General features: G+C 68.7%; 23 protein-coding genes. 9 read left to right on the top strand and 14 right to left on the bottom strand.

Annotated features, from left to right (window positions below; all coding sequences use genetic code 11):
• Window positions 1-200 precede the first annotated feature (200 nt).
• From H570_RS0103110 to H570_RS0103095, 4 genes are all read left to right on the top strand, one after another.
• Entirely contained in the window at window positions 201-1880 is a 1680-nt protein-coding gene (locus tag H570_RS0103110) for a M20/M25/M40 family metallo-hydrolase (RefSeq protein ID WP_027079469.1), read from the top strand.
• Between the two features lie 232 nt (window positions 1881-2112).
• Window positions 2113-3633, top strand: coding sequence for a DUF4034 domain-containing protein (locus H570_RS0103105; RefSeq protein WP_027079468.1), 1521 nt, complete (start codon window positions 2113-2115; stop codon window positions 3631-3633).
• The gene (locus tag H570_RS16165; RefSeq protein ID WP_051176058.1) at window positions 3623-4363 is read left to right on the top strand and encodes a hypothetical protein; all 741 of its coding nucleotides are present in this window, start codon (window positions 3623-3625) and stop codon (window positions 4361-4363) included. The genes H570_RS0103105 and H570_RS16165 overlap by 11 nt, the downstream gene beginning before the upstream one ends.
• Before the next feature lie 153 nt (window positions 4364-4516).
• A complete protein-coding gene (locus tag H570_RS0103095; RefSeq protein ID WP_027079467.1) occupies window positions 4517-5542 on the top strand; it encodes a TIGR00266 family protein in 1026 nt (341 codons plus the stop codon).
• A gap of 80 nt (window positions 5543-5622) precedes the next feature.
• On the opposite strand, the gene H570_RS0103090 is transcribed toward H570_RS0103095, so the two are convergent.
• From H570_RS0103090 to H570_RS0103070, 6 genes are all read right to left on the bottom strand, one after another.
• Window positions 5623-5997 carry a hypothetical protein gene (locus H570_RS0103090; RefSeq protein ID WP_027079466.1) on the bottom strand — a complete coding sequence of 125 codons (375 nt, stop codon included), beginning with the start codon at window positions 5995-5997 and terminating at the stop codon, window positions 5623-5625.
• Complete coding sequence (locus H570_RS0103085) at window positions 5994-6293, bottom strand: hypothetical protein (RefSeq protein ID WP_156899811.1); 300 nt, start codon at window positions 6291-6293, stop codon at window positions 5994-5996. The genes H570_RS0103090 and H570_RS0103085 overlap by 4 nt, the downstream gene beginning before the upstream one ends.
• Window positions 6294-6396: 103 nt before the next feature.
• Window positions 6397-9183, bottom strand: a complete 2787-nt coding sequence (locus tag H570_RS16160) for a M14 family zinc carboxypeptidase (protein ID WP_211219068.1) — start codon at window positions 9181-9183, stop codon at window positions 6397-6399.
• A 211-nt stretch (window positions 9184-9394) separates the two neighbouring features.
• Window positions 9395-9781, bottom strand: coding sequence for an excalibur calcium-binding domain-containing protein (locus H570_RS19535; protein WP_342664532.1), 387 nt, complete (start codon window positions 9779-9781; stop codon window positions 9395-9397).
• Window positions 9782-10414: 633 nt separating this feature from the next.
• On the bottom strand, window positions 10415-11263 hold the full coding sequence (locus H570_RS19185; RefSeq protein WP_211219067.1) for an SEC-C metal-binding domain-containing protein: 849 nt from the start codon (window positions 11261-11263) through the stop codon (window positions 10415-10417).
• A gap of 15 nt (window positions 11264-11278) precedes the next feature.
• On the bottom strand, window positions 11279-11755 hold the full coding sequence (locus H570_RS0103070; RefSeq protein ID WP_027079463.1) for an Lrp/AsnC family transcriptional regulator: 477 nt from the start codon (window positions 11753-11755) through the stop codon (window positions 11279-11281).
• Window positions 11756-11879: 124 nt separating this feature from the next.
• On the opposite strand from H570_RS0103070, the gene phhA reads away from it, so the two are divergent.
• A complete protein-coding gene (phhA, locus tag H570_RS0103065) occupies window positions 11880-12770 on the top strand; it encodes a phenylalanine 4-monooxygenase (protein WP_027079462.1) in 891 nt (296 codons plus the stop codon).
• Window positions 12771-12868: 98 nt separating this feature from the next.
• On the opposite strand, the gene H570_RS16155 is transcribed toward phhA, so the two are convergent.
• The gene (locus H570_RS16155; RefSeq protein ID WP_051176055.1) at window positions 12869-14227 is read right to left on the bottom strand and encodes an alpha/beta hydrolase family protein; all 1359 of its coding nucleotides are present in this window, start codon (window positions 14225-14227) and stop codon (window positions 12869-12871) included.
• A gap of 320 nt (window positions 14228-14547) precedes the next feature.
• Between H570_RS16155 and H570_RS0103055 the strand changes: the two genes are divergently transcribed.
• Complete coding sequence (locus tag H570_RS0103055; RefSeq protein ID WP_425411544.1) at window positions 14548-15672, top strand: sensor histidine kinase; 1125 nt, start codon at window positions 14548-14550, stop codon at window positions 15670-15672.
• On the top strand, window positions 15669-16304 hold the full coding sequence (locus tag H570_RS0103050) for a response regulator transcription factor (RefSeq protein WP_245559525.1): 636 nt from the start codon (window positions 15669-15671) through the stop codon (window positions 16302-16304). Before H570_RS0103055 ends, H570_RS0103050 begins: the two co-directional genes overlap by 4 nt.
• A gap of 57 nt (window positions 16305-16361) precedes the next feature.
• Here H570_RS0103050 and H570_RS0103045 read toward each other — a convergent pair whose 3' ends face one another.
• From H570_RS0103045 to H570_RS16150, 3 genes are all read right to left on the bottom strand, one after another.
• Window positions 16362-17006, bottom strand: a complete 645-nt coding sequence (locus H570_RS0103045; protein ID WP_027079460.1) for an O-methyltransferase — start codon at window positions 17004-17006, stop codon at window positions 16362-16364.
• A 155-nt stretch (window positions 17007-17161) separates the two neighbouring features.
• Window positions 17162-17845 (bottom strand): helix-turn-helix transcriptional regulator, encoded by a 684-nt coding sequence (locus H570_RS0103040; protein WP_027079459.1) that lies wholly within the window; start codon window positions 17843-17845, stop codon window positions 17162-17164.
• 41 nt (window positions 17846-17886) lie between these two features.
• On the bottom strand, window positions 17887-18132 hold the full coding sequence (locus H570_RS16150) for a VOC family protein (RefSeq protein ID WP_051176053.1): 246 nt from the start codon (window positions 18130-18132) through the stop codon (window positions 17887-17889).
• A gap of 270 nt (window positions 18133-18402) precedes the next feature.
• Here H570_RS16150 and H570_RS0103030 point away from each other — a divergent pair, with 270 nt between their 5' ends.
• Window positions 18403-19464 carry a class 1 fructose-bisphosphatase gene (locus H570_RS0103030; RefSeq protein ID WP_027079458.1) on the top strand — a complete coding sequence of 354 codons (1062 nt, stop codon included), beginning with the start codon at window positions 18403-18405 and terminating at the stop codon, window positions 19462-19464.
• Window positions 19465-19558: 94 nt separating this feature from the next.
• On the opposite strand, the gene H570_RS0103025 is transcribed toward H570_RS0103030, so the two are convergent.
• Both H570_RS0103025 and H570_RS16145 read right to left on the bottom strand, forming a co-directional pair.
• The gene (locus H570_RS0103025) at window positions 19559-19939 is read right to left on the bottom strand and encodes a YchJ family protein (protein WP_027079457.1); all 381 of its coding nucleotides are present in this window, start codon (window positions 19937-19939) and stop codon (window positions 19559-19561) included.
• A gap of 42 nt (window positions 19940-19981) precedes the next feature.
• Window positions 19982-20200 (bottom strand): glycine zipper domain-containing protein, encoded by a 219-nt coding sequence (locus H570_RS16145; RefSeq protein ID WP_051176051.1) that lies wholly within the window; start codon window positions 20198-20200, stop codon window positions 19982-19984.
• Between the two features lie 135 nt (window positions 20201-20335).
• Here H570_RS16145 and H570_RS0103015 point away from each other — a divergent pair, with 135 nt between their 5' ends.
• Entirely contained in the window at window positions 20336-21070 is a 735-nt protein-coding gene (locus H570_RS0103015; RefSeq protein ID WP_027079456.1) for a UPF0149 family protein, read from the top strand.
• 120 nt (window positions 21071-21190) lie between these two features.
• Here the strand turns inward: H570_RS0103015 and H570_RS0103010 are convergent, their stop codons facing one another.
• Window positions 21191-21634 (bottom strand): response regulator, encoded by a 444-nt coding sequence (locus H570_RS0103010; protein WP_027079455.1) that lies wholly within the window; start codon window positions 21632-21634, stop codon window positions 21191-21193.
• Complete coding sequence (locus H570_RS18020) at window positions 21631-22809, bottom strand: sensor histidine kinase (protein WP_051176049.1); 1179 nt, start codon at window positions 22807-22809, stop codon at window positions 21631-21633. The genes H570_RS0103010 and H570_RS18020 overlap by 4 nt, the downstream gene beginning before the upstream one ends.
• Window positions 22810-22898: the final 89 nt, after the last annotated feature.

Below are 22898 nucleotides of genomic sequence, written 5' to 3'. Positions count from 1 at the left end.
CTGCGAGCATAGCCGCTGCCCCGGCGCGGCATCGCGCAGGCGCGGCCCATGGCCGCGAGCCCCTGCGCTTGTTCCCCGCATGGCTTCGCAGAGGGGCTGCCGTAAGCTCGCGGCCATGGGCCGCGCCTGCGGCGGGCGAAGCGAGGTCGTGGCCATTCCGCTGTGCTAGCGTCGCGGCTTCCCAAGCCGGAACCTTTGCGATGCGCCGCGCCGCCACCACCGCCTGCCTCCTGGCCCTGCTCTGCCTGGCCGCCTGCAACCGCGACGCGCCGCCGGCCGACGCCGCTCCAGCCGCGGACACCACGCCGGCGCCCTGGGCCAACGACCCGTCCGCACGACGCATCGAAGCCGACGTGCGCGCGCTCGCCGACGACGCGATGGAAGGCCGCGAAGCCGGCACCCGCGGCTACACGATGGCATCGGATCATGTCGGCAAGCGCTTCGCCGCCATCGGCCTGCAGCCGGCCGGCGACGACGGCACGTTCTTCCAGCGCGTGCCGCTGCTGAAGTCCACGCTCGAACGCGACGGCGCGCGCTTGACCGTCACCCGCAACGGGCGCAGCATCGCGCTGCGCTTCCAGGACCAGTTCCTGCCGCTGCCCGGCTTCAACGCCGCGCAGGCGGAAGTCGAAGCGCCGGCGGTGTTCGTGGGCCAGGCGGTGTATGCGCCGGCGCTCGGCGTCGACGATTTCAAGGGCCTGGACCTGGAAGGCAGGATCGCCGTCCTGTTCGGCGGCGCGCCGGCGCGCTTCGACAACGATCGCCGCGCGTTCCATTCGTCGTACCGCGAGAAGCTCCGCGAAGTGGCCGAACGCGGCGCGGTGGGCGTGGTGTTCGTCAACACGCCGCAGGACGAAGCCGGCTGGCCGTGGGCGCAGCGCGCGGCGAACTGGGTGCGCCCGGCGATGCGCCTGCGCGGCGATGACGGCAAGGGGATCGATACCTTCCCGCAGCTGCGGGTGGCGGCGACGGTGAGCGCCGCGGCGGCCGACCTGGTGTTCGCCGACGGCGCGCAGACCGCCGCGCAGCTGTTCGACGCCGCCGAAGCGGGCACGCTCAGGGGTTTCGCGCTGCCGGGCACGATCAGCCTCGGCTCGCGCTCGGTGATCGAACCGATCGAGTCGCGCAACGTCGTCGCCCGGCTGCCGGGCGGCGATGCCGCGCTGGCCGGCGAGCACGTGGTCTACAGCGCGCACCTCGACCACATCGGCATCGAGCCGCCGGGGGAAGGCGACCGCATCAACAACGGCGCGCTCGACAATGCGCTGGGCGTGGCGATCATGCTCGAAACCGCGCGGCAGCTGTCCGCGGCGAAGGAACGGCCGAGGCGCTCGCAGCTGTTCGTCGCAACGACGGCCGAAGAGAAGGGGCTGCTCGGCGCCGAGTGGTTCGCGACCCATCCCACCGTGCCCGCGGGCTCGATGGTGGCCAACATCAACATGGACATGCCGGTGCTGATGGCGCCGACCACCGACGTGGTGCCGATCGGCGTCGAGCATTCCACGCTGCAGGCCGTGCTGGAAACCGCGGCGAAGGAGATCGGCGTGGAGCTGTCGCCGGATCCGTTCCCGGAGGAGAGCGTGTTCGTGCGCAGCGACCAGTACGCCTTCATCCGCGCCGGAGTGCCGGCGGTGTACCTGAGCGGCGGCGTGGTGCCGGCGGACAAGGACGGCGGCCGCGACCCGAAGGTGGCGCTGCGCTATTTCCTGCGCAACTGCTACCACCGTCCCTGCGACGACGCCAATACCCAGCCGATCCAGTACGGCGACGCCGCGCGCATGGCGCGCCTGAACGCGCGCATCGGGCAGCTGGTCGGCGAAGCGCCCGAGCGGCCGCGCTGGAACGACGGCGATTTCTTCGGCGGGATGTTCGCGAAGTAGCATCACCGCCCCTGCAGGAGCGGCCGTGACCGCTCCCGGGACGGCAACACGAGTGCGTCCGCATGTCGCGCGACGCAGCTCCGCACGCCCGTTGCCGGCACCGCTCACGTATGCAATCGTTGCCCAAGGGCTGCTTTCGGGGTCACGGGCCGGAAGTGGCATGTCACGGGGGACGGGGATGACTGCTGCCATTGGGATCGCCGCGAGGCCATTGTTTCTCGCTTGCGTATTGATGCTGTCCGGCCCGCTGGCGTTGGCGGCGGATGCTCCTGAAGTGGCGCTGGACCCGTCCTACGCCGGTGCACCGACCGAGGTGCGCGAGTTCCTCGTTGCAGCCCACGCCGCCGACCTCATCACCGATCCGCTGGGGCGGTGCCTGGCCTTTCCCGATCTTCCCGGCAACCAGTGGCCAGAAGGCATGGCCCGGGCGCATTGCGAAGCCAACCATGGACCCAAGATCACCCTGGCCCAAGTGCAGGACTTGCTCGACCGCGATGCGGTTTCCGGGATCGACGCGCTGTTCGCCGCCGATCTGGAGCGTCACTTCAGCGCCACCGGCTTCAGCGAAGCGATCCATTCGGATTTTCATGCTTTCGACGCAAGCTACGAGGCCGGACGGCTGACCAAGGCGTGGCTCGACAAGGCTCCCGGGAGCGCCTACGGCCAGGCCGCGCGTGCATCCTACTACCGGCGCATGGCATGGCAGGCCCGGGGCTACGAGTGGATGAAGGACACGCCCGGCGAGAACGTCGTGCGCATGAGGGAGTTTGCCGCGCTTGCGGTGAAACACTATCGGCGCGCGATCGAGATCGAACCACGCCTGCTGCCGGCTTACGTGGGCCTGATCAACATCGCAAACATGATTTCCGATTCCGGGATGGAACAGTGGGCCTTGCAGGCCGCCAGAAGCGTCGATCCTGCCTGCCCGGACGTGGCCGCAACCAGAATGGCCTCGCTGGAACCCCGCTGGGGCGGCAGCTACGCGCTGATGCAGGCGTTTGCCGACGAACAGGCCCCCTTCGTGAGTCGACGCCCGCTGCTGGCGCTCAGCATCGTCGCGCCCGCCATTGATGCCGCCAACGTGTTGATGGACAGCGACCAGTACGCGCAGGCCATCGAGGTCCTGCGGCCCGTCGCGTTGCGGGCAACCGCGCCCGACGCCCAGGAAGACCTCGCCGATTCGATGCTCCAGATTGGGCAGGGCTCGTGGATGACGCTGGTGCACCTGCTCGAAGCCGCGCGTTTCCGCCAGGGCCGGCCCTACATCGTCCGCACGCTGGGGCGATCATTGCTGTGGCATGCCCGGGATCCCGCGTGGGCGCTGCGCTACCTCAAGCAAGCGAACCGGCTCGATCCGGACGATGCCTACGTCCACTACCTCATGGCGTCGTCCTATCGGCGGCTGGGCAGGATCGCGGATGCCGAACGCCATTACCGGATCGCCATCGAGGACGACGAGGTCGAGAACCTGCGGCGCGACTCCCTGCACGAGCTGGTCACGACGCTGGGAGAGGGGCAACAGTACGAGAAGGCGCTGGTCGAGGTGGAGATTCTCAATCGCGAATTCCCGGAGTTCGCGCTGGGCTGGCGGGATCGCTTCCTCGTGCTGGGGCCCATGGGAATGGAAGGCGGGCTGGAAGCCGCGGAGAAGTACGTCGAACTCGCCGATCGCAGCGACCCTGCCGTGCGCGAGGACGTCGAACAGCTCGAACGCGGGATCGCGAAGCTCCGGGAGGAGATCGATGGCCGGTGACCACATCCGCGTCCACTGCGGCCTTGCGCTGGCGGCCCTTCTGGCGGCGGCGGCCGCGGCCGAACCGGCGAGCCCGGTGGTGCCGCCAGGCGAGAAGGTCGATGGCCTCGATCAACGCGAGCATGCCGTGCGCTGGTGGCAATGGGCCAACCTCGTGCCGCCAGGCGTGCGGCCGTACCAGGATCCCACCGGCGCGCAGTGCGGCCTCAACCAGTCGGGCGCGGTCTGGTTCCTGGCCGGAACCGACGGCACCGCCGACACCACGCGTCATTGCCGCATGCCCGCGGGCAAGTACGTGTTCCTGCCGATCATCAACATGCTCGCGCACTCGCGGCCCGGCAAGCCACTCACATGCCAGCAGGCGCGTGTAATGGTAGCGGCGAACAACGACCATCTCGGCAAGGTAGAAGTCACCATCGACGGCCAGGCGATTACCCGGATCGGGCGGTTCAGGCAGTCGACCCCGCACTGCTTCGACGCGTTTCCGGTCGCTCCCTACCTGGAGAGGACGAAATCGTGGTTCCCCGCCGCGACGGACGGGTACTGGCTCATGATCCGTCCCCTGTCGGTCGGCATCCACGTCATCACGGTCAGGGCCCGCTACGACAACCCGGGCGTGAAGCTGGGCGACTTGGAGCAGGTATTCGAGTACCAGCTGCAGGTCGAGGATGAGAAGGAAACGCCGGAGCCGCCGACGGCACGGCCTGAGGCCGGCAGCCTGTATCTCTGAATCACCCGGCTGTCCTGATCCGACGTGCTCTCGCCGTTGCACGCGCATCGCTGGCGATCGCGGCAGCCGCCGACCCACGGGAGCGGCCTCCGGCACTTCGTGGGCTTTGGCAGCCGCTTTAAACTCGGTCTTCCCATCGCAAAGGACGCCCACATGGCCCACTGGTACTTCAGCTCCGGCAGCAACAGCCCGCGCGTCGGCCCGCTCGACGACAACGCCGCGCATGTCCATGCGCAGCAGCATCCCGAGGACCTGTGCTGGCGCGAAGGCATGCCGGCGTGGCAACCGGTCGGCGACGTGCCGGAGCTGGCGCTGGCCGCGAGCGCGCCGCCGCCGTCGATGCCGGCGCTGCCCTCCACCGGCTCCGGCCGCAGCCAGGCCGACGAGATCGACTACCGCATCGTCGGCGGCGACATGCAGTTCGTCGAGATCGAACTCGATCCCGGCGAGAGCGCGATCTCGGAAGCCGGTGCGCTGATGTACAAGGACGCGGCGGTGCAGATGGACACGGTGTTCGGCGACGGCTCGCACGCCGGCCAGGGCGGCGGCGTGTTCAACAAGCTGCTGTCGGCGGGCCGGCGCGTGGTCTCCGGTGAAAGCCTGTTCACCACGATGTTCACCCACGGCGGCAGCGGCAAGGCGAAAGTCGCGTTCGCCGCGCCCTATCCCGGCACCGTGATGGCGATGAAGCTCAGCGACCACGGCGGGCGGCTGATCTGCCAGAAGGACAGCTTCCTGGCCGGCGCGCGCGGCGTGTCGATGGGCATCCATTTCCAGCGCAAGATCCTCACCGGCCTGTTCGGCGGCGAGGGCTTCATCATGCAGAAGCTCGAAGGCGACGGCTGGGTGTTCGTGCACGCCGGCGGCACGGTGATGGAGCGGCAGCTCGCCGCGGGCGAGCGCATCGACGTCGACACCGGCTGCGTGGTCGCGTTCCATGCCGGCGTGGACATGGACGTGAAGGCGGTCGGCGGGATCAAGAGCATGCTGTTCGGCGGTGAAGGCGTGTTCCTCGCCACGCTGACCGGGCCGGGCACGGTGTGGCTGCAGTCGCTGCCGTTCTCGCGCATGGCCGGGCGCATGCTGGCCGCGGCGCCGCAGGGCGGCGGCAAGGACCGCGGCGAGGGCTCGATGCTGGGCGGGATCGGGCGGCTGCTCGATGGCGACAACAGCTTCTGACGCAGTGAGCCAGTCGCGGGACGGGTGGAGCGGCTGCGCGGCTGGAGGCCGTCTTCGACCCCGCCCGTCCCGTGGCCCGGTCAGAACAGCGCGCGCGCCTTGAGTACGGCGTCGACGGTGTAGCTGCGCACGTCGTCGCGGAAGCGGTCGACGTCATCGCGCTGGAAATCCTCCGGACCCGCGATCCCGACCTCCACCGCGGTCCGGGTTTTCGCGCGCTCCAGCGCCGCCGCCTCGTAGGCATCCATCTCGTGCCTGCAGCCGGCAAACGCGCCCTCGGCGATCTCGGTCGCCGACGCCTGCGTCGACTTCGCGTACTTGCCCGCGTACTGCGCGTGGCACGCCAGCACCGCCGCGGCGACTTCATCCGCGGCAGGCGCGGTGGGCGCGGCGGCGCAGGCCGGGCCTGCGGCCAGGAGCGTGGCGACGATGGCCAATCGCAACAGCTGTTTCATCGTGCGTGATCTCCCTGTGGCTCCGCCCGGTCGGTTTCGATCGTCGCCTCGCCCCGGCCCGGGCCTGCAACGCGATCGGCGATATCGAACACCGCTCGCGCGAGATGGCCCAGCACCACCAGCACCAGCCCACCGGCGAAACCCGCGCAAATCGGGATCAACAGGGTCAGCAGCATTTCCATGCGGGCCAGGCGCGTGCCCATGAGGATGGCCAACGCCATGCAGGCGAACATGGCCAGCCAACCGACCGCCGCCAGCACGGCAGCCAGCCTCCGCGACATTCCATAGCGCGTCATCCGTGTCCTCCATTGCGCGATCGACGATACAGCCGGAGCGAGCCCGTTGGCTCGTCCTGCAACGCGACCCCTGCCGGTGCCGGTGCGCGGCTGCCGATACAGCTTACCGCTGCCCCGACTCCCGCTGCGCCGGCCCGCGCGACTCGCCCAGCCGGTCGCGGTGCGCGATCGCGTTTAACACCAGCGCATAGCTGCCGATGGTCCCGCCGCGCCAGATCGGATTGATCGCGAACAGCAGCACGTTGCCGGTTCCGTAGCGCGCGTTGACCACCGCGGCGCGTCCGGCCAGTTCGTCGCCACCGTCGAGCAGGCCGGACACCAGCAGCTCGTCGGCATCGGCGAAGCGCAGCACCACCTGCGGCCTCTGCGCGGGCGGGATCACCCACGGGTTGTTGCGCGCCTGTTCCTCGTTCAGCGCGGTGGCCTCCCAGCGCTTCGGATCCGGCAGGGCCGTCGCGGCGACGAACGGCCGGCCCTGCGGCATGTCGACGTCCTGCTTGCCGCCGCGGCCGGTGGGCCGTTCGAAGTCCTTTGCCGTCGCCAGCCCGCGCCTCGTCGGCGCGCCGCCCGGCGTGGCGAGGTTGGACACCTGGAACGACAGGCCGCCCTCGCTGTAGACCGCCAGCTGGTCGCGGTCGTAACCATCGGCCACCGGGTGCGCGCGGTCGACGAAATCCGCCTTCAGCACGCTGCCGACGACCTTGAGCTTGTCGCTCGACGCCACCGACACGCCGGGCGCCAGGCCCACGTCGATCGCGAACACCGCGCTGTCCCCGGCCGCGACCAGCAGCCCGCCTTCGGCGACGAACTTCTTGAGGTTGGCCACGCCGCTTTCGCCCATGCCCGGGCGCATGTCGTCGGTCGCGTCGATGCGGCCGAGGTTGGGCGTGAGCTCGGTCTTCTTCCACGGCAGCGCGTTACCCCACATCGGCAGGCCGTCGATGATCTGCCGCGTGTTGCCGCGCCCGACCGGCGCGAACAGGATCACGTCGTACTTCGCGCGCAGGTCGGCATCACCGGTGATGTCCTGGGTGCTGATGTAGGCGTACGGCACCTGCATCTTGTCCAGCTCCATCCGCCACCAGCCTTCGGTCTGGGTGCTGAGCCAGGTGTGCATCAGCGCGATGCGCGGCAGCGGCTTGCCGGCGGCCGGCACGTCCACGCTTGCCAGTCCCTGCGGCACGGCGATCGGGTCGTCGACCTTGCGCATCGGCGCGTCGAGGATCGCGGCGTCGGTGACCCGCGCAACCTGCACGTCGAACAGGTCGCCCATCGACCAGCCGGTGTCGTCGTACGGCGAATCGTACTTGTCCTTCGGCGACCAGTACTGGCGATCGAGCAGGGTGTCGGCGATGCGCGAGTACGGCTGGTCCATGCGCACCACGTAGCTGCCGGCCGGGAAGCGGCGCTTGCCGGACGCATCGCCGGTCGGCTTGCCGGTTTCGTTGCTGCGCGCGGGTTCGTCCACCGCCACCGCCGCTGCCAGGCGGCTGACTTCCACGTGCTGCAGCTGCATGATCCGCAGCAGCCGCGCCTGCGAACCGCTGCGCTTGTCGCCGGCCGGGAACACGTAGGCGGCGGGGCCCGATTCGCGCGGCTTCTGGATCGAGCGCTTGCCCTTGTCGTAGAAGTTGCGCAGGAACATCGGCCCATTGCCGGCGAAGTAGTGCAGCGCGGTGAGCAGCGCGGCCTGCTGGTAGTTGTTGTTGTTGCGCGCCGACCACAGCACTTCGGGCCACGGCGGATTGGGCCGGTACCAGGTGCGCGAATACTCCTGCGGACGCAGGATCCGCTTGACCGTGTCGGCACCGTCGTTGCCGTAGGTTTCGTACAGCCGGCTGATGCCGTTGTGGGTGGCGGCCATGAACATCAGGTAGCCCGGGCTCCACGCATCGAACTCGCCGTGCGTCCACACCCCTGGCATGCCCATCTTCGTCAGCTGCTGGACGTTGTCCCAGCCAAGCTGTTGCCACTCGCCGACCAGGATCGGGTCGATCCAGGCGTTGTACGGCCCGGTGCCGATAGTGTTGTCGTACAGGAACGCGTACGACTCGTGCAGGTCGTGGATGACCTGCGCGCCCTGGCCGACGTAGGTGTCGAGCACGGCGCGGCTGAGGTTGAGCGTCAGCCCCATCGCGTCGCGGTTGTTGTCGTGGGCGACGTAGTGGCCCCAGTAGGCGAGCGACGGATACGTCTTGCCTGGATTGGCCAGGTGCCAGTTGTAGACATCGACCTTGCGGTCGCGCCCGTCCACTTCCACCACCGGCGTGATCAGGGTGATGACGCCGGCGCGGATCCTCTGGATGTACGGCGACTCGTCCACCGCCAGCCGGTAGCCCAGCTCCATCAGCGCGGTCGGGGAACCGGTTTCGGTCGAATGCAATGCGCCCGTGATGTAGTAGACCGGCGTGGTTTCGGCAACCAGCGCCTGCGCCTGCGCGTCGTCCATGCCGATGCTGCGCGGATCGGCCAGCTTGCGCAGGCGCGCGGCGTTGGCGTCGAGATTGGCGATCAGCGCCTCGTCGGCGATCGCCACGGCGATCATCTCGCGGCCCTCCTCGCTCTGCCCGATGCGGATCACGCGCACGCGCGGGCTGGCCTTCTCCAGCTCGCGGAAGTAGCGGTGCACGTCGGCGCTGTACGGCAGCCAGCCCTCGGCGCCGGCGATCTTGCCGAAGACCTGCAGCGGCGTGGGCACCGTGCTGGACGCCGGCAGGTAATCGGTGAGCGGCGAGTTGAGCGCGGGATCGGTCGTGTATTTCGTGATCAGGTCGGTGTAGGCCTGGTCGATCGCCTGCTCGGCTGCGCGCCGGTACTCGGGTGGAACTGCACGCTTCTCGGCGGCGACCGATAGCAGCGGCGCAAGCGCCAGCACCATGCCCAACAACATGCGGATCTCGCGCACAGCCACTCCCCTTGGATTGATGCAGCGTGTCGTTGCGGCCATTGGAACGTGATGCCTGGCCGCAGTTGCGGGTCCCGCCGGCTTCGGCCGCCATGCGCTCCAGGCCTCCCGCTTTAGTTACGACGAACCAGTGCACGGCTGCCCCCATCCGGGCAGCCGCATCAGGCGCTTCATAAGGTTTGGATCATTGCCGAGATCAGTTGCACCACTGGCGCTCGCATGGTTCGCCGTCATTGTTGCCGTCCATCTGCGTGCCCGGGCAATGCCGGAGAAAATAGGTCGCTTCCGCGCAGGACGTCATCTGCGAGCAATGGGTTCTTCCATCGCATTTGAATGCCCCGGCCGAAGCGCTGCCCGGCGCTGCCGGGGTGGCGTCCGACTTGATCCACGACCGGTCTTCCACCGGCGGCGGCGCCTGCCGCACCGGCCGGGCTGCCTGCACAGCCTGTGCCTGTGTTTCGTCCGCCGCGTAGGACTTGTATTTGTCGTAGCCGACGAGCGCGACCCCGCCGAGTACGACAAGAACAGCCAGATCCTTCACCTTCATCGCGTAGCTCTCGCAGTCGACCGGGCGCATCGCCATGCTCTATGTCTCGCGAGCCAGCCTGCGCTAACGAGACCAACATGAAAGTGTGTGTAAGGCGACTCCGCCGGCTTGCGGGCCGCGACACCCGGCAGCTGGCTCAAGCGGACGACGGGGCTTTGAAGACATCGCTGCACTGGTACGTCGTTCTCGGACTTGGCTTTGGCATATGGATACTTCTGAAGTTGGGTCAGGATGTCCACTAAATCGCAGGAACTACCGTTTTAGCTTGAATGCTGAAATGGACTCCTCCCGCGTCGCCAAACGGTCTCGTGGGCCACACTGAACTTGCGATTTCAGTCAACGGGATCACGAGAGGAGTCCACGTCATGCATGCTACGACCGTCGCGATCGATTTGGCAAAAGAGGTGTTCGAACTGGCGTAACCGCCTCCAGCCCAGCAATGCACAACGATCTCGATCATGACGAAGGGTTCGGTCCCCGGGTTGGGCAAGGCCGATGACAATTCCGGCGCACGACGCCGTTTGAACGATAGGCCCCAACCCGCGGATTTCATGATGGCCCGAGTCAAACCGCTCACCTCAAGGCCGAATACACGACTGCGACCGTTCCGCTTCGGATGATCAACGATTAGTCAGTACGCTTTTGCAAGAGGAGTACATACATGAAATGTTAGACCAGCGCACCGCAGCACCTTTTGTACTTGACGCCGCTACCGCAAGGACAGCGCTCATTACGTCCAACCTTTTGGGGCTTGGGCCTAGGTGTCTCGATGGGCGGAATAGGCGAATCAACGACCTGCATGGTCATTCCTCCAAAGATCATTGTCTCTGGCGGATAAACCGGCTGCTTCTCATAGCCGGCCAACAATGTCTTTAAGACCTCATGGCATACCTGTCTCAGCGCTGCTTTCTCTGGACCACCCATAGCCTCTTCACGCGAGCCGTCAGAGAAGTTCCAGCCTAGCGAGTTACCTCTGGATAAATCCGCATATTTCCTATCAAGCGCAGGATCCACATGTGCACCACCATCCTGGTTCGCGACAGCAAGGACAAGTTCTTTCCTTGATACGTTCCGTTTCTGTGAATCAATAAAAACTGGTGCGTTCCACCACTCGTCGAAGTCTCGAAGCGTTGGCTGCTCAATGCCATCGTCCAAGAAAGCGTAGTACTTGGCTCCGCCTGAACCCATGGCCGTGACTATCAGGCCGCTATGCGAGGTCATATTTCCGGGTGAGGTTGGTAGCGATGTGTCTAAGAATTGACTGGACTTAAGACCAAGTTGACCGAGCAGAGATGTAGAATTTCGGGTGTCGTGCATCAGTACTCGGATGGCAACAGCAATTCGCTTCGCTTCTCCCTCAAATCCAGAATCATAGGCATCAGCGGACGCCCTCAGAAACGAAATCTGCTCTTCAAGGTGGGCCTTGAGTTCTTCTTCGGACTGCTGATGAACTGTCATAGCTGGTCTCACACCTGCTTCTACTTCTCCGCCGCAGCATAACGCCGCGCCGTTGCCCATTGGATAGCGCCACTATTACGCTCCGGGCAGCGGCATCCCGCGGAACGCCTTGACCGTGCGCAGCACGAAGCTGGAGTTGACGTCGGCGACCCCGGGCTGGGCGAGCAGGCGGTCGAGCAGGAAGCGGGAGAAGTGTTCGAGGTCGCGGACGGCGACCTGCAGCAGGTAGTCCATGTCGCCGGTGAGCGCGTGGCAGGCGACGACCTCGTCCCACTCGTTGACGAAGCCGGCGAAGGCGGCGACCGAGGCGGCGTCGTGGTGGTTGAGCTGGACGCGGACGAAGGCCTGCAGGCCCAGGCCCAGGCGCTCGGGATCGACCTCGGCGCGGTAGCCGGCGATCACGCCGTCGCGCTCGAGCCGCTGCACGCGACGCAGGCAGGCCGAAGGCGAAAGATGGACGCGTTCGGCCAGCTCGGCGTTGGCCAGGCGCCCGCGGCGCTGGAGCTCGGCGAGCAGCTGGAGGTCGGTGCGGTCGAGGCCGGTAGCGGTCATGGCGTGCGCGATTTGCCTTTTGAACGCAATAATCTTGCGCCAACGCCGCATTGAGGCGCAACTTTGCAATCCCGTTGCGCGGATTCGCGGATAAAGTGAAGAGTCGTACGAAAGGAGAGCCGCCATGTCCGCCACCCCGCGCCGCGTCGAGAACCTGCACACCGACAAGGGCAAGGTGCCGGTCTACGCCACCGGCATCGTCGAGCAGCCCTGGGACGACTATTCGGCCGACGACCACGCCACCTGGGCGACGCTGTACGCGCGCCAGCGCGAGGTGCTGGCCGGCCGCGCCAGCGACGAATTCATCCAGGCGCAGGACGCGATGGGAATGACGCCCGATCGCATCCCCAGGTTCGCCGACCTCAACGAGGTGCTGCGCGACGCCACCGGCTGGACCCTGATCGGCGTGGAAGGGCTGCTGCCGGAGCTGGATTTCTTCGACCACCTCGCCAACCGCCGCTTCCCGGTGACGTGGTGGATCCGCCGCCCCGACCAAGTCGACTACATCGAAGAACCCGACCTGTTCCACGACCTGTTCGGCCACGTGCCGCTGCTGATGAACCCGGTGTTCGCCGACTACATGGAAGCCTACGGCCGCGGCGGCGTGAAGGCGCACGGCATCGGCCCGGAGGCGCTGCAGAACCTGACCCGGCTGTACTGGTACACGGTGGAGTTCGGCCTGATCCGGCAGAAGGACGGATTGCGCATCTACGGCAGCGGGATCGTGTCGTCGAAGGGCGAGTCGCTGCACTCGCTGGAAAGCGCGGCGCCCAACCGGATCGGCTTCGACCTGGAGCGGATCATGCGCACCCGCTACCGCATCGACACCTACCAGAAGACCTACTTCGTCATCGACAGCTTCGAGCAGCTGATGGACGCGACGCGTCCTGACTTCACGCCGATCTACGCGCGGCTGGCGCGGCAGGACTCGATCCCGGCCGGCACGGTGCTCGACGGCGACAAGGTCTACCAGCGCGGCAGCGGCGAGGGCTGGGCCAGCGACGGCGACGTGTAGCGCCGACGGGCTCTAGGGAACGGCGCCCGCGCGCGGCGGCCGCAGCGGCAATGCTTCGCGCCGCTTCCGGCAGCGAAGCTCCGCGGCTCAAGCCTCGCCTACGGCGCGGTGGGGGCTGCCGGCGCCGACGGCGCGGCGAGCAGCTGCGCGTTGCCGTAGGCTCCCGCGGCGAGGCGGCCGTCGCGGACCCAGTCGGCCATCATGCGGAAATAGCCGTCGGCATAGCCGGTTTCCATGCGCTCGCCGTCGGCGCCGGTTTCGAAGGCGACGATGCCGTGGTCGGTGCCGGGGAACACCTGCGTCGTGATCGGCCGGCCTTCGGCGGCGAGCGCTTGCAGGCGCCGCATCGTTTCCTCCGGCGGCGCTTCGCTGTCGGCGCCGGCGATGATCCACAGCTGCGGGATCGCCAGCGCGCGCAGCACCGGCATCGGGTCGTAGTCCCAGCTGGTGCCGACTTCCACCGTCGGCGCAATCGCCTCGACTTCGGCGCGCGTGTGGTGCGCGACCATGCCGGTGAACTCGCCCTGCATCGCCGGCCACCACGGCTCGCCGGCGTACTTCGCGCGCACCACGTCGAGCTGCTCCCAGCCGCGCGCGCCGCGCGAGGCGACAACGCGCGCGGTGGCCTCGGTCACCTCGCGCGCCCTGGCCAGCACGTCGTCGCCGTAGCCGGCCTTGCGCAGGTCGAGCATCACCTGGTCGCGGTCTTCGGCCAGTGGATCGGTCGCCATGCCGTAGGTGACCAGGACGAACTCCGCCGCCGGCGCGGTGCTGGCCGCCAGCGGCGCGACCCAGCCGCCCTGGCTTGCGCCATGGAAACCGATGCGGCCGGCACGCTCGCCCGCCAGCCGCCGCGCCTCGAGCAGCGCCGCCTTCGCATCATCTGCCAGGAGCTGGAAATCCTGGGTGTAGCTGCCGGTCGACTCGCCTGTGCCGCGCTTGTCGTACACGAACACGCCCACGCCCTGCGCCGGGAACAGCTGCTGCATGTAGTTCAGGTCGACCGCCGAATAGGGCTCCGAACCATGCACTTCGACCACGACCGGCACACGGCCGTCTCCTTCCGGCAACACCAGGCGGCCGCGCAGGGTCACGCCGTTGCCTTCGAACGTGGTGTCGGTGACGTCGAATGCGAGCCGCTTGCCGGCACGGCCTTCGAAACTGATGCGCTGTTCGCCGCAGCGGCCGAAGCCGACCGCGACGCCGTCGGCGCGATCGGTCCAGCCAAGCGTGCTGGTCCACGCACCGTCCCCGTCGCGCCTGAGCAGGCCGGTGCGGCCGTCGATGCGGCGCCAGCGCAGCTGCGAGGCCTCGCTGACGGCGCCGATCGCGACGATTGCGCCGTCGTCGAGCTGGTAGGTGCCGACGTGGCAGCGCACGTCTTCGGCGGCGAACACGGATGTGCTTGCCAGCAGGACCGGGAGCAGGAAGTGGCAGGTTCGCAACATTGATGTCATCAGGGGTTTCTCGCTGGCGGAATCGAGGCGGCGGCGTCCGGGTCCGATGTCCCGGGCGTGGCTGGTCGGAAGCGGTTTCCCGCCGTCACCGCGGGCGCTGCGAGGAATCCTGTCGCTGGAACAGATTCCTCGAAGCGCTTGGCATCACGGCTGCCATGGAGCGCAGGTCCGCCGGCAATGCCAGCCTGCGCCGCCGGCGCAACGGCGCGCAGTGCCCTTCGTCATTGACCGACCTGCCGGAAGTCACGACTTGCGCGCCGCGCATTGCAGCCGACGCGCGCACGCCGCAGCATGCCCGCATGCGCTTCCCGCCCCTCATCCTGCACCCCTCGCTGCGGCCGCTGATGCACACGCTGGTGGTCGCGGGCGTCGTCACCTGGCTGGCGGTGGCGCTGTCGCTGCACTTCCTCGGCGAGACGCACGTGGCGCTGGGCTGGGGATTGCTGCTGCTGTTCCTGGCGGCGTTCCTGGCCGAGATCCTGCTTCGCGAGGGCCATGCGGCGCTGCGCGCGGGCCTGCTGCTGGTCGAACCGGCCGCGGCGCTGGCGCTGATGTGGCTGGACGCGCGGCCGGGCACCGCGCAGGTGCTGCTGATCGTGTGGATCACGCAGGTGGTCACGGCCTGGAAGCCGCTGCGCGCGCTGCTGGTCGTGGCCGCGGCCGACGTGGGGATGTACCTGGTGTTCGCTGCGCAGGACCATCCCGCGCCGCTGGTGGCCTCGCTGCTCAACGTCGGCTTCCAGATCTTCGCCGCGCTGTGTGCCCACTACGCCGACAGCGCCGGACAGTCGCGCGACCTGCTGGCGCGGGTCAACGCCGACCTGCTGGCCACGCGCGCGCTGCTGGCCGACAGCGCGCGCGACGCCGAACGCGTGCGCATGGCGCGCGAACTGCACGACGTGGCCGGCCACAAGCTCACCGCGATGACCTTGAACCTGCGCGCGCTGGCCGCGGACCCGCAGCTGGCCGGGCGCGAGGAAGTGCGCGTGTCGCAGCAGCTGGCACGCGAACTGCTCGGCGACCTGCGCGGCGTGGTGCAGGCGCTGCGAGATTCGCGCGGGCTGGACCTGGCCACCGCGCTGCGCGCGCTGGCCGCGCCGCTGCCGCGCCCGTCGCTGCAGCTGGCGATGGGCGACGACGTGCAGGTCACCGATCCGGCCGTCGCCGAGGCGATCCTGCGGCTGGTGCAGGAGGCGCTGACCAACAGCGCCCGCCACGCCGATGCCGACGTGGTGCGGGTGCGGCTGGCGCGCGACGGCGACGCGATCGCGGTGCACATCGAAGACGACGGACGCCTGCGCGGCGCGATCCGCGAGGGCAACGGCCTGGCCGGGATGCGCGAGCGCATCACCGCGCTGCGCGGCGAGCTCAGCCTCGGCACCGGCGCACGCGGTGCGCTGCGCATCGAAGCGCGACTGCCGTCGGCACGGGAGGCAACATCGTGACCGTACCGCTGCGCGTCGCGCTGGCCGACGACCAGGCGCTGGTCCGCGCCGGCCTGCGCGCGCTGCTGGAGAACCTCGGCATCGTCGTCGTCTTCGAAGTGGACGACGGCGGCGCGCTGCTCGCGCAGCTCGGGCAGACGCCGGTCGACGTGATCCTCAGCGACATCCGCATGCCGGGCATGGACGGCATCGCGATGCTGCGCAGCCTGCGCGAACGCGGCGACGCCACGCCGGTGCTGCTGCTGACCACCTTCGACGACGGCGACCTGCCGCTGCAAGCGGCCGAGGCCGGGGCGCAGGGCTTCCTGCTCAAGGACGCCGCGCCCGAGGACCTGCGCGAGGCGATCACCCGGGTCGCGGCCGGCGATTGCCTGCTGCAGCCGGTGAGTCCCGATCCGGTGCGCGCGCGGTTCCGTTTCCGCGACGATGCGCCGCCGGTCGACACCTTCAGCGAACGCGAGGTGGCGATCCTGCGGCTGCTCGCCGGCGGCTACTCGAACAGGGAGATCGCGCGCTCGCTGTTCCTGGCCGAGGGCACGGTGAAGAACTACGTCTCGGTGATCCTGGACAAGCTCGGCACGCGCGACCGCACCCGCGCGGTGCTCAAGGCGATCACGCTGCGGGTGATCTGAGCAAGTGACCGTGGCTGCCGGCGGCGCCGGGTGATGGACCGATGGCGGCCACCGCCTTCAATCGTGGCCACCAGTCGGTGTGCTCGAACGATGCCGGGTGCTGATCTTCTCGACCCCCGGCATTGCGGGCCACTCCGCCACCTTCTTGACGATCATCTGCTTGCCTTCGTGGAGGTACTCGATGCAGCTCTCGAATGCCAGGCAGAACAGCCAGATCGCGTCGTGAGGTCGGTCCTTCGACGCGTTGCCCTCGCCCCACGCCAGGTCATCGAAAATGAGGACGCCGCCTTCGCTGAGCAATGACCAGGCGATGGCGGCATTTGCAAACGTCAGTTCGCGCCGCTTTCCGGTATCAAGGTAGATCGCGTCAAACTGCCGCTTCCTGAACATGGCGTCCATCGCCGCCAGTCCGCGGTTCTTGATCTTGGTGACACGGTCGCCATAGGGCGCCATGTTTCGATCGAAACGGCGTTCGACTTCGGGATCCACGAATATGTCGATCGCCGTCAAGTGGCATCTCGGGAGATACTCCAGGAACGCGATCGCGGATCGCCCCTCATAGGAGCCGACTTCGAGGATCTGGCAGTCAAGGTTTTTCAAATGGGCCAACGACGGGAACCAGTGATTGATTTCAGAGCCCAGCCAGTTGGTGGTGAGTTCCTTGCGGTCAAACCAGCGCCGCCAGTTTTCGACCTCCTGCATCGCTTCTACCTTCCAGGCCTGTTCTTCGCGTTCGTTCTACCACAGCGTTCCGGAAGATCGGAGCGTTGCACGGCGACTTGTCCCGCGTGCAAGCCGGAAGCCGCTGGTCCCTGCTTCTGGCGCAAGGAGAAATAGCCGCGGCCATGCATGTGGATTCAGCAACTGTCCGCCGCGCGCAGGTAGGCGTCCAGGCCGCGCGCGGGATCTTCATCGAAGCTGCGACCGGTGTCGTGGATCGCGGCGATGCGGTCGGGGCGGAAGTCGCGGAAGTCCGTGCGCAGCCGGCACCACGCGCCCAGCGTCCACACTCCGCCCCAGAACGCCAGGCACAGCGGTTCGACCTCGCGCGCGGTGATGCGGCCATCGACGTCGCGATAGTCGAGCAGCAACAGCGTGCGCGATTCGATCGCGGCGTGCAGGCGGTCGATCGGCCCGCGCGCCGCGTGTCGGCCCGGGATCACCGGCGCGAAGATGCGGGTGCGGCGGCTGCGCTCGCGCAGTTCCGGCGGCAGCACCGCTTCGATCTTCAGCAGCGCCGCGCGCGCGGCCACGCCGAGACGCTCGCCGCCGAACGCGCGCACGAAGCGCGTGCCCACCACCAGCGCCTCGAGTTCAGCGGCGTTGAACATCAGCGGCGGGATATCGGCGCCCTTGCGCAGCATGTAGCCGACGCCGGCCTCGCCCTCGATCGGCACGCCGGAGACCTGCAGGTCGGCGACGTCGCGGTAGATCGTGCGCAGCGACACACCCAGCGTCTCGGCGAGGCTGCGCGCGGGCAACGCCGCCCGGCGCCCGCGCAGGGCGTGGATGATCAGGAACAGGCGGTCGGCGCGGCGCATGCGGCATCAATGATCACCGATGCGGCTTCGGCGGCGAAGCCTCAGCGCGGCGAGCACGGGCCGACCCTGCTGCCCTCGCTGTCGCGGAACCGGGCAAACACGCCCGGGCCGCCGTGCAGCCCGCTTCGCGGCACCAGCACTTCGCCGCCCCGCCCCGGCCGGCGCTCGAGCACCGCGGACACCGATTCGACCGAGAGATGCACCGTGGTGCCGGTCATCGAGGGCGCCATCTGCGGATGCGCCACCAGCGCACCGGACGCGTCGGGCTTGCCGGCGCAGGGAAACACGGCCAGCTCGTCGGCGGCGGAAGCGTTCGCGGGTGAGCCGGGCGTCGAGCAGGGCTTCGTGGAAGGCGTGGGCGCGGGCGCGGTCGGCCGCGGGAATCTCGAACCGCGCGGGGACATCGGCGTCGGGCATTGCAGTCTCTCCAGTCCCGGGCGTGCACGTCGCACCGGGACAGGCTGCGCGCCTGCTGCTGACAGCGTGGCGTCAGCACGCGGACGAATCCGCGGCGGACAAATGCGACAATGGCGGCCTCGACACAGAGGGTTCCCGACATGCCGCACGCCGCTTCCCCTGCGCCTTCCTCCAGCCAGCGCTCGCTGACCCGCTTCCTGATCGAGGAGCAGCGCGCCGGGCACATCAACCCGCAGCTGCGGCTGCTGATCGAAGTGGTTGCACGGGCCTGCAAGCGCATCTCGGTGGCGGTCGGCAAGGGTGCGCTGGGCGGCGTGCTCGGCGACGCGGTCGCGGCCGACGGCGGCAGCGCCAGCATCAACGTGCAGGGCGAGGCGCAGAAGAAGCTCGACGTGCTCAGCAACGAGATCCTGCTGGAAGCCAACGCCTGGGGCGGGCACCTGGCCGGGCTGGCATCGGAGGAAATGGACCACAGCCAGCCGATCCCGGACGCCTACCCGCGCGGCAACTACCTGCTGCTGTTCGATCCGCTCGACGGCAGCAGCAACATCGACGTCAACGTCGGCGTCGGCACGATCTTCTCGGTGCTGCGCAGCCCCGAGGGCGTGGCCGAGGTCAGCGACGAGCACTTCCTGCAGGCGGGCCGCGAGCAGGTGGCCGCCGGCTACTGCATCTACGGTCCCAGCACGATGCTGGTGCTGACCGTGGGCCACGGCACCCACGCGTTCACGCTCGACCGCGAGCAGGGCTCGTTCGTGCTGACCCAGCGCGACATGCGCATTCCCGAGGAAACCAAGGAGTTCGCGATCAACATGTCCAACCAGCGCCACTGGGAGGCGCCGATGCAGGGCTACGTGCGCGACCTGCTGGCCGGCAAGGAAGGCCCGCGCGGCAAGGACTTCAACATGCGCTGGATCGCCTCGATGGTGGCCGACGTGCACCGCCTGCTGACCCGCGGCGGGATCTTCATCTACCCGTGGGACCGCAAGGATCCGACGAAGCCCGGCAAGCTGCGGCTGATGTACGAAGCCAACCCGATGTCGATGCTGGTCGAACAGGCCGGCGGCGCGGCTACCAACGGCCGCACGCGCATCCTCGACGTCGCGCCCACCCAGCTGCACCAGCGGGTGCCGGTGTTCCTGGGTTCGAAGCATGAAGTCGAGGCCGCCACCCGCTACCACCTCGAGCACAACGCGACGTAGGCCGGGGCTGCACGCCGCGCGGGCGAGCCGCAGGAGCAGCGCCCGGCGGGCGTGATTGGCATGCCGGTACTGCAATCGCGCCCGTGGGACGCTCCTACGCGAAGTCACCATCCACGTAATACCAGCGGCCGTCCTCGCGCACGAACCGGCTGGTCTCGTGCAGCCGCGCGGCGGAGCCGCCACCGACCTTGCAGCGGGCGACGAATTCGACCACGGCCGCGTCCGGCGCGGCTTGCTGGTGGCGCTTGACCGACAGGCCGAGCCAGCGCACGGCGGGATCCAGTTCCAGCGTCGCCGGGCGGGTGGACGGATGCCAGCTGGCGAGCAGGTAGTCGCGCCCGCCAAGCACGTAGGCGCTGTAGCGCGAACGCATCAGCTGCTCGGCGGTCTGCGCCACGGCGGTGCCCGCGAGGAGCGGGCCGCAGCAGGCGGCAACGGCGCGGCCGGAACCGCAGGGGCAAGCCGTGGCGGGCACGCCTAGTTCCGCCGGCCAGGCAGGTTCGGCGCGAAAGGGCGCTCAGGACGCATCGCGGTCATCGCCTGCCTTGTCCCTGCCCGGCCCCGCCGCATGCGTGCGTGCCATGGCCGCTCCGAACGCCACGCCGATGGCGACGCCCACGCCGATGCCGAATGCGAGGTTGCCGAAAACCAGTCCAGTCGCGACCCCGATCGCGACCCCCAGCGAAAGCCCGGCTCCCATGTAGCGTTGCCGCGCCCGGTCGTTCTCGGCCGACATGCCCGGGATCTCCTTCAGCCTGACGAGTCATTATCGGCGAACCCGACCGTCTTCTTCCGCCAGCGCGCCCCGGACCGGTCCTCCGGGATCCGCACACGCCTGCACGAACCGGGCTCGCCGCATTAGGATGCGCCAATGACCACGAGCCCTCCCCTGCAGGACGACCGCATCGAACAGCTTGCCGAACTGCTGGAACGTCGTGCCGTGCCGTTCGGCGGACTTGGCCTGGAAGCGCTGGACGGATTCCTTTCGGCGCTGGCGGTGGGCCCCGAGGCGATTCCGGACGCCGAATGGCAGGCGGTGGTCTGGGGCGGGCGGGCACCGCGCTGGAATGACGACGACGAAGCGCGCGAAGTCGCCGCGCTGCTGGCCGAAGCGCGCGAACTCGCCCTGCGGCGCGCCTGCCACGACGACGACAGCCTGCCCGACCGGCTGGCGCCGCTGCTGTGGCTGCCCGAGGATCCCGACGCCGCGCAGCCGGACGAACTGGACGCGGGCAGCGACTGGGCCGAGGGATTCCTGCGTGCGGTCGACCTGCGCGAAGCGGCATGGGACGCCTGGCTGGACGAGGACGAGTGGATCGCCGCGATCCTGGGCCTGCTCGACCAGCTCGCCAGCGGCGACGTGCTCGACGGCGACGATCCGGCCGCGCCGTCGACGCCGCTGACCTGGCGCGAACGCATCGACATCATCGGCGCGCTGCCGGGCATGCTGGCCGACCTGCAGCACCACCGCATCGCCATGCTCACCCCGCGCACGCCGCTGCGGCGCACGGACGCGCCGGAGCGCAACGCGCCCTGCCCCTGCGGCAGCGGGCGCAAGTTCAAGAAGTGCTGCGGAGCGAACCCCGCGTCGAACCTGCCCTCGTAGGAGCGGCTTCAGCCGCGAGTTCTTGCCGATCATCAAAAGCTCGCGGCTGAAGCCGCGCAGGTCAGGGCAACGCCGCCGACGGCGTTTGGGCAAAAAGTCCGTCGGGGAGGTCGCCCCGAGCTACGGGTGGCCGTCTCGCGGGTGGTTGAGCACCAGCCAGTACAGGCCGACCTGCTTGACCGCCCACACGAACTGTTCGAAATCCACCGGCTTGCGGATGTAGCTGTTCACGCCCAGCGCGTAGCTGGCCTCGACGTCGAACGGCTCGGTGCTGGTGGTCAGTACCACCACCGGCAGGGCGCGGGTCCTTTCATTGGCGCGGATCGCCTGCAGCACCTCGCGGCCGTCGACCTTGGGCAGGTTGAGGTCGAGCAGCACGATCGCGGGCAGGTCGCCGGGATCGCGATGCGCGTACCGGCCGCGCGCGAACAGGTAGTCGAGCGCCTCGGCGCCGTCGCCGGCCACTTCCAGGCGGTTGGCCACCTTGGCCTCGGCAAAGGCGATGCGGGTGAGCTCGACATCGTCCGGGTTGTCCTCGACCAGCAGGATCTCTTTCTGGCTCATGCCTGTGTTCCGTTGTCCGGCACCGCCGGCAGCTCGATGAAGAAGGTACTCCCCGTGCCGGGTTCGGACTGCGCCCAGGCGCGGCCGCCGTGGCGCTGCGCGATGCAGCGCACGATGGCCAGGCCGATCCCGTTGCCGCTGGCCTCTTCGGCGCCGTGCAGGCGCTGGAACGGTTCGAACAGCTTGCCGGCGTAGCGCATGTCGAACCCGCTGCCGTGGTCGCGCACGCGCACGATGACGTGGTCGCCGCGCGGCTCGCCGTCGATCTCGACGCGCACGCGGTCGCGGTCGCGCGAGAACTTCCAGGCGTTGTGCAGCAGCTGGTTCACCAGCTGGCGAAGCTGGCGCTCGTCGCCCAGCACCTGCAGACCGGGCTGGACGTCGATCTGCGCGGCGCGCCCCGGCTCGGCATCGGCGAGTTCGGCATGGGCCCAGTCGACCAGCAGGCCGAGGTCGACCGGCGCAGGATGCAGCTCCGCGCGCATCGCCCGCGACAGCTCGAGCAGCGAATCGATCAGGGTGGCCATGCGCGCGCTGGCTGCGCGGATGCGCGCGATGTAGTCGCGCGCGGTGGCGTCGAGGTTGCCGTCCAGGTGCGTGGCGAGCAGCGCCGAGAAGCTGTCGACCGCGCGCAGCGGTGCGCGCAGGTCGTGCGAGACGCCGTGCGCGAACGAGGCTTGCAGCTGTTTCATGGATGCAAGCGCGGCTTCGGCTTCAGCCAGCCGTTGCGAAAGCGCATCGGCATCGGCATCCGCATCGCCTTCGGCGTCGGCATGTTCACCGCCCGCGCCGTGCCCGGCGACCACCTGCAGCACCAGCGAGCGCACGCCACCGCCGGCACCGTGCATCGGCGTGATCCCGACGCTGGCATGGATCTCGTGGCCGTCATCGTGCAGCAATGCCAACTGCAACCGCTGCGATTGCGCATCGCCTGCAACAAGTGCGGCCTGCAGCGCAACGCGGAGTGCGTCGGCATCGCGCGCCGTCGCCACGGCGATGAGCGGCTCGCCGGCGAGCCGCGCGATGGTGCGTCCCAGCAGGCGCTCGATGGCGGGATCGGCCTCCAGCCAGCGCCCCTCCCGATCAAGGATGGCTATGCCTTGGACAGGCGCTGCCGTCTCGGGACGGGAGCCGCCGCCGTCCTGGGTTCCGCTGGAAATCTGTGCCCTCGACATTGCCGGACCCTGCATGCTGTGAAGAAGGTATCAAGCCGGCGTCACGGCGAAGTGTAGACATGGTGAAGGCCTTCGCAGGCAGAATGCGC

Source organism: Luteimonas mephitis DSM 12574, assembly GCF_000422305.1.
In the GTDB taxonomy this organism is placed as follows: Bacteria; Pseudomonadota; Gammaproteobacteria; order Xanthomonadales; family Xanthomonadaceae; genus Luteimonas; species Luteimonas mephitis.
The sequence above is the reverse complement of the archived record's forward strand: the minus strand, read 5'-3'. Positions and strand labels throughout refer to the sequence as shown.

Coding starts and splice junctions, on each gene's coding strand:
- H570_RS16155 (WP_051176055.1), bottom strand. CDS start 14,227: ATGACATCAATGTTGCGAACCTGCCACTTCCTGCTCCCGGTCCTGCTG.
- H570_RS0103010 (WP_027079455.1), bottom strand. CDS start 21,634: ATGAGCCAGAAAGAGATCCTGCTGGTCGAGGACAACCCGGACGATGTC.
- H570_RS0103070 (WP_027079463.1), bottom strand. CDS start 11,755: ATGACCGCTACCGGCCTCGACCGCACCGACCTCCAGCTGCTCGCCGAG.
- H570_RS16165 (WP_051176058.1), top strand. CDS start 3,623: ATGGCCGGTGACCACATCCGCGTCCACTGCGGCCTTGCGCTGGCGGCC.
- H570_RS0103090 (WP_027079466.1), bottom strand. CDS start 5,997: ATGAAACAGCTGTTGCGATTGGCCATCGTCGCCACGCTCCTGGCCGCA.
- H570_RS16145 (WP_051176051.1), bottom strand. CDS start 20,200: ATGTCGGCCGAGAACGACCGGGCGCGGCAACGCTACATGGGAGCCGGG.
- H570_RS0103095 (WP_027079467.1), top strand. CDS start 4,517: ATGGCCCACTGGTACTTCAGCTCCGGCAGCAACAGCCCGCGCGTCGGC.
- phhA (WP_027079462.1), top strand. CDS start 11,880: ATGTCCGCCACCCCGCGCCGCGTCGAGAACCTGCACACCGACAAGGGC.
- H570_RS19185 (WP_211219067.1), bottom strand. CDS start 11,263: ATGGGCAACGGCGCGGCGTTATGCTGCGGCGGAGAAGTAGAAGCAGGT.
- H570_RS0103085 (WP_156899811.1), bottom strand. CDS start 6,293: ATGACGCGCTATGGAATGTCGCGGAGGCTGGCTGCCGTGCTGGCGGCG.
- H570_RS0103030 (WP_027079458.1), top strand. CDS start 18,403: ATGCCGCACGCCGCTTCCCCTGCGCCTTCCTCCAGCCAGCGCTCGCTG.
- H570_RS0103110 (WP_027079469.1), top strand. CDS start 201: ATGCGCCGCGCCGCCACCACCGCCTGCCTCCTGGCCCTGCTCTGCCTG.
- H570_RS16160 (WP_211219068.1), bottom strand. CDS start 9,183: ATGTTGTTGGGCATGGTGCTGGCGCTTGCGCCGCTGCTATCGGTCGCC.
- H570_RS0103105 (WP_027079468.1), top strand. CDS start 2,113: ATGCTGTCCGGCCCGCTGGCGTTGGCGGCGGATGCTCCTGAAGTGGCG.
- H570_RS0103015 (WP_027079456.1), top strand. CDS start 20,336: ATGACCACGAGCCCTCCCCTGCAGGACGACCGCATCGAACAGCTTGCC.
- H570_RS19535 (WP_342664532.1), bottom strand. CDS start 9,781: ATGGCGATGCGCCCGGTCGACTGCGAGAGCTACGCGATGAAGGTGAAG.
- H570_RS0103040 (WP_027079459.1), bottom strand. CDS start 17,845: ATGCGCCGCGCCGACCGCCTGTTCCTGATCATCCACGCCCTGCGCGGG.
- H570_RS18020 (WP_051176049.1), bottom strand. CDS start 22,809: ATGTCGAGGGCACAGATTTCCAGCGGAACCCAGGACGGCGGCGGCTCC.
- H570_RS0103045 (WP_027079460.1), bottom strand. CDS start 17,006: ATGCAGGAGGTCGAAAACTGGCGGCGCTGGTTTGACCGCAAGGAACTC.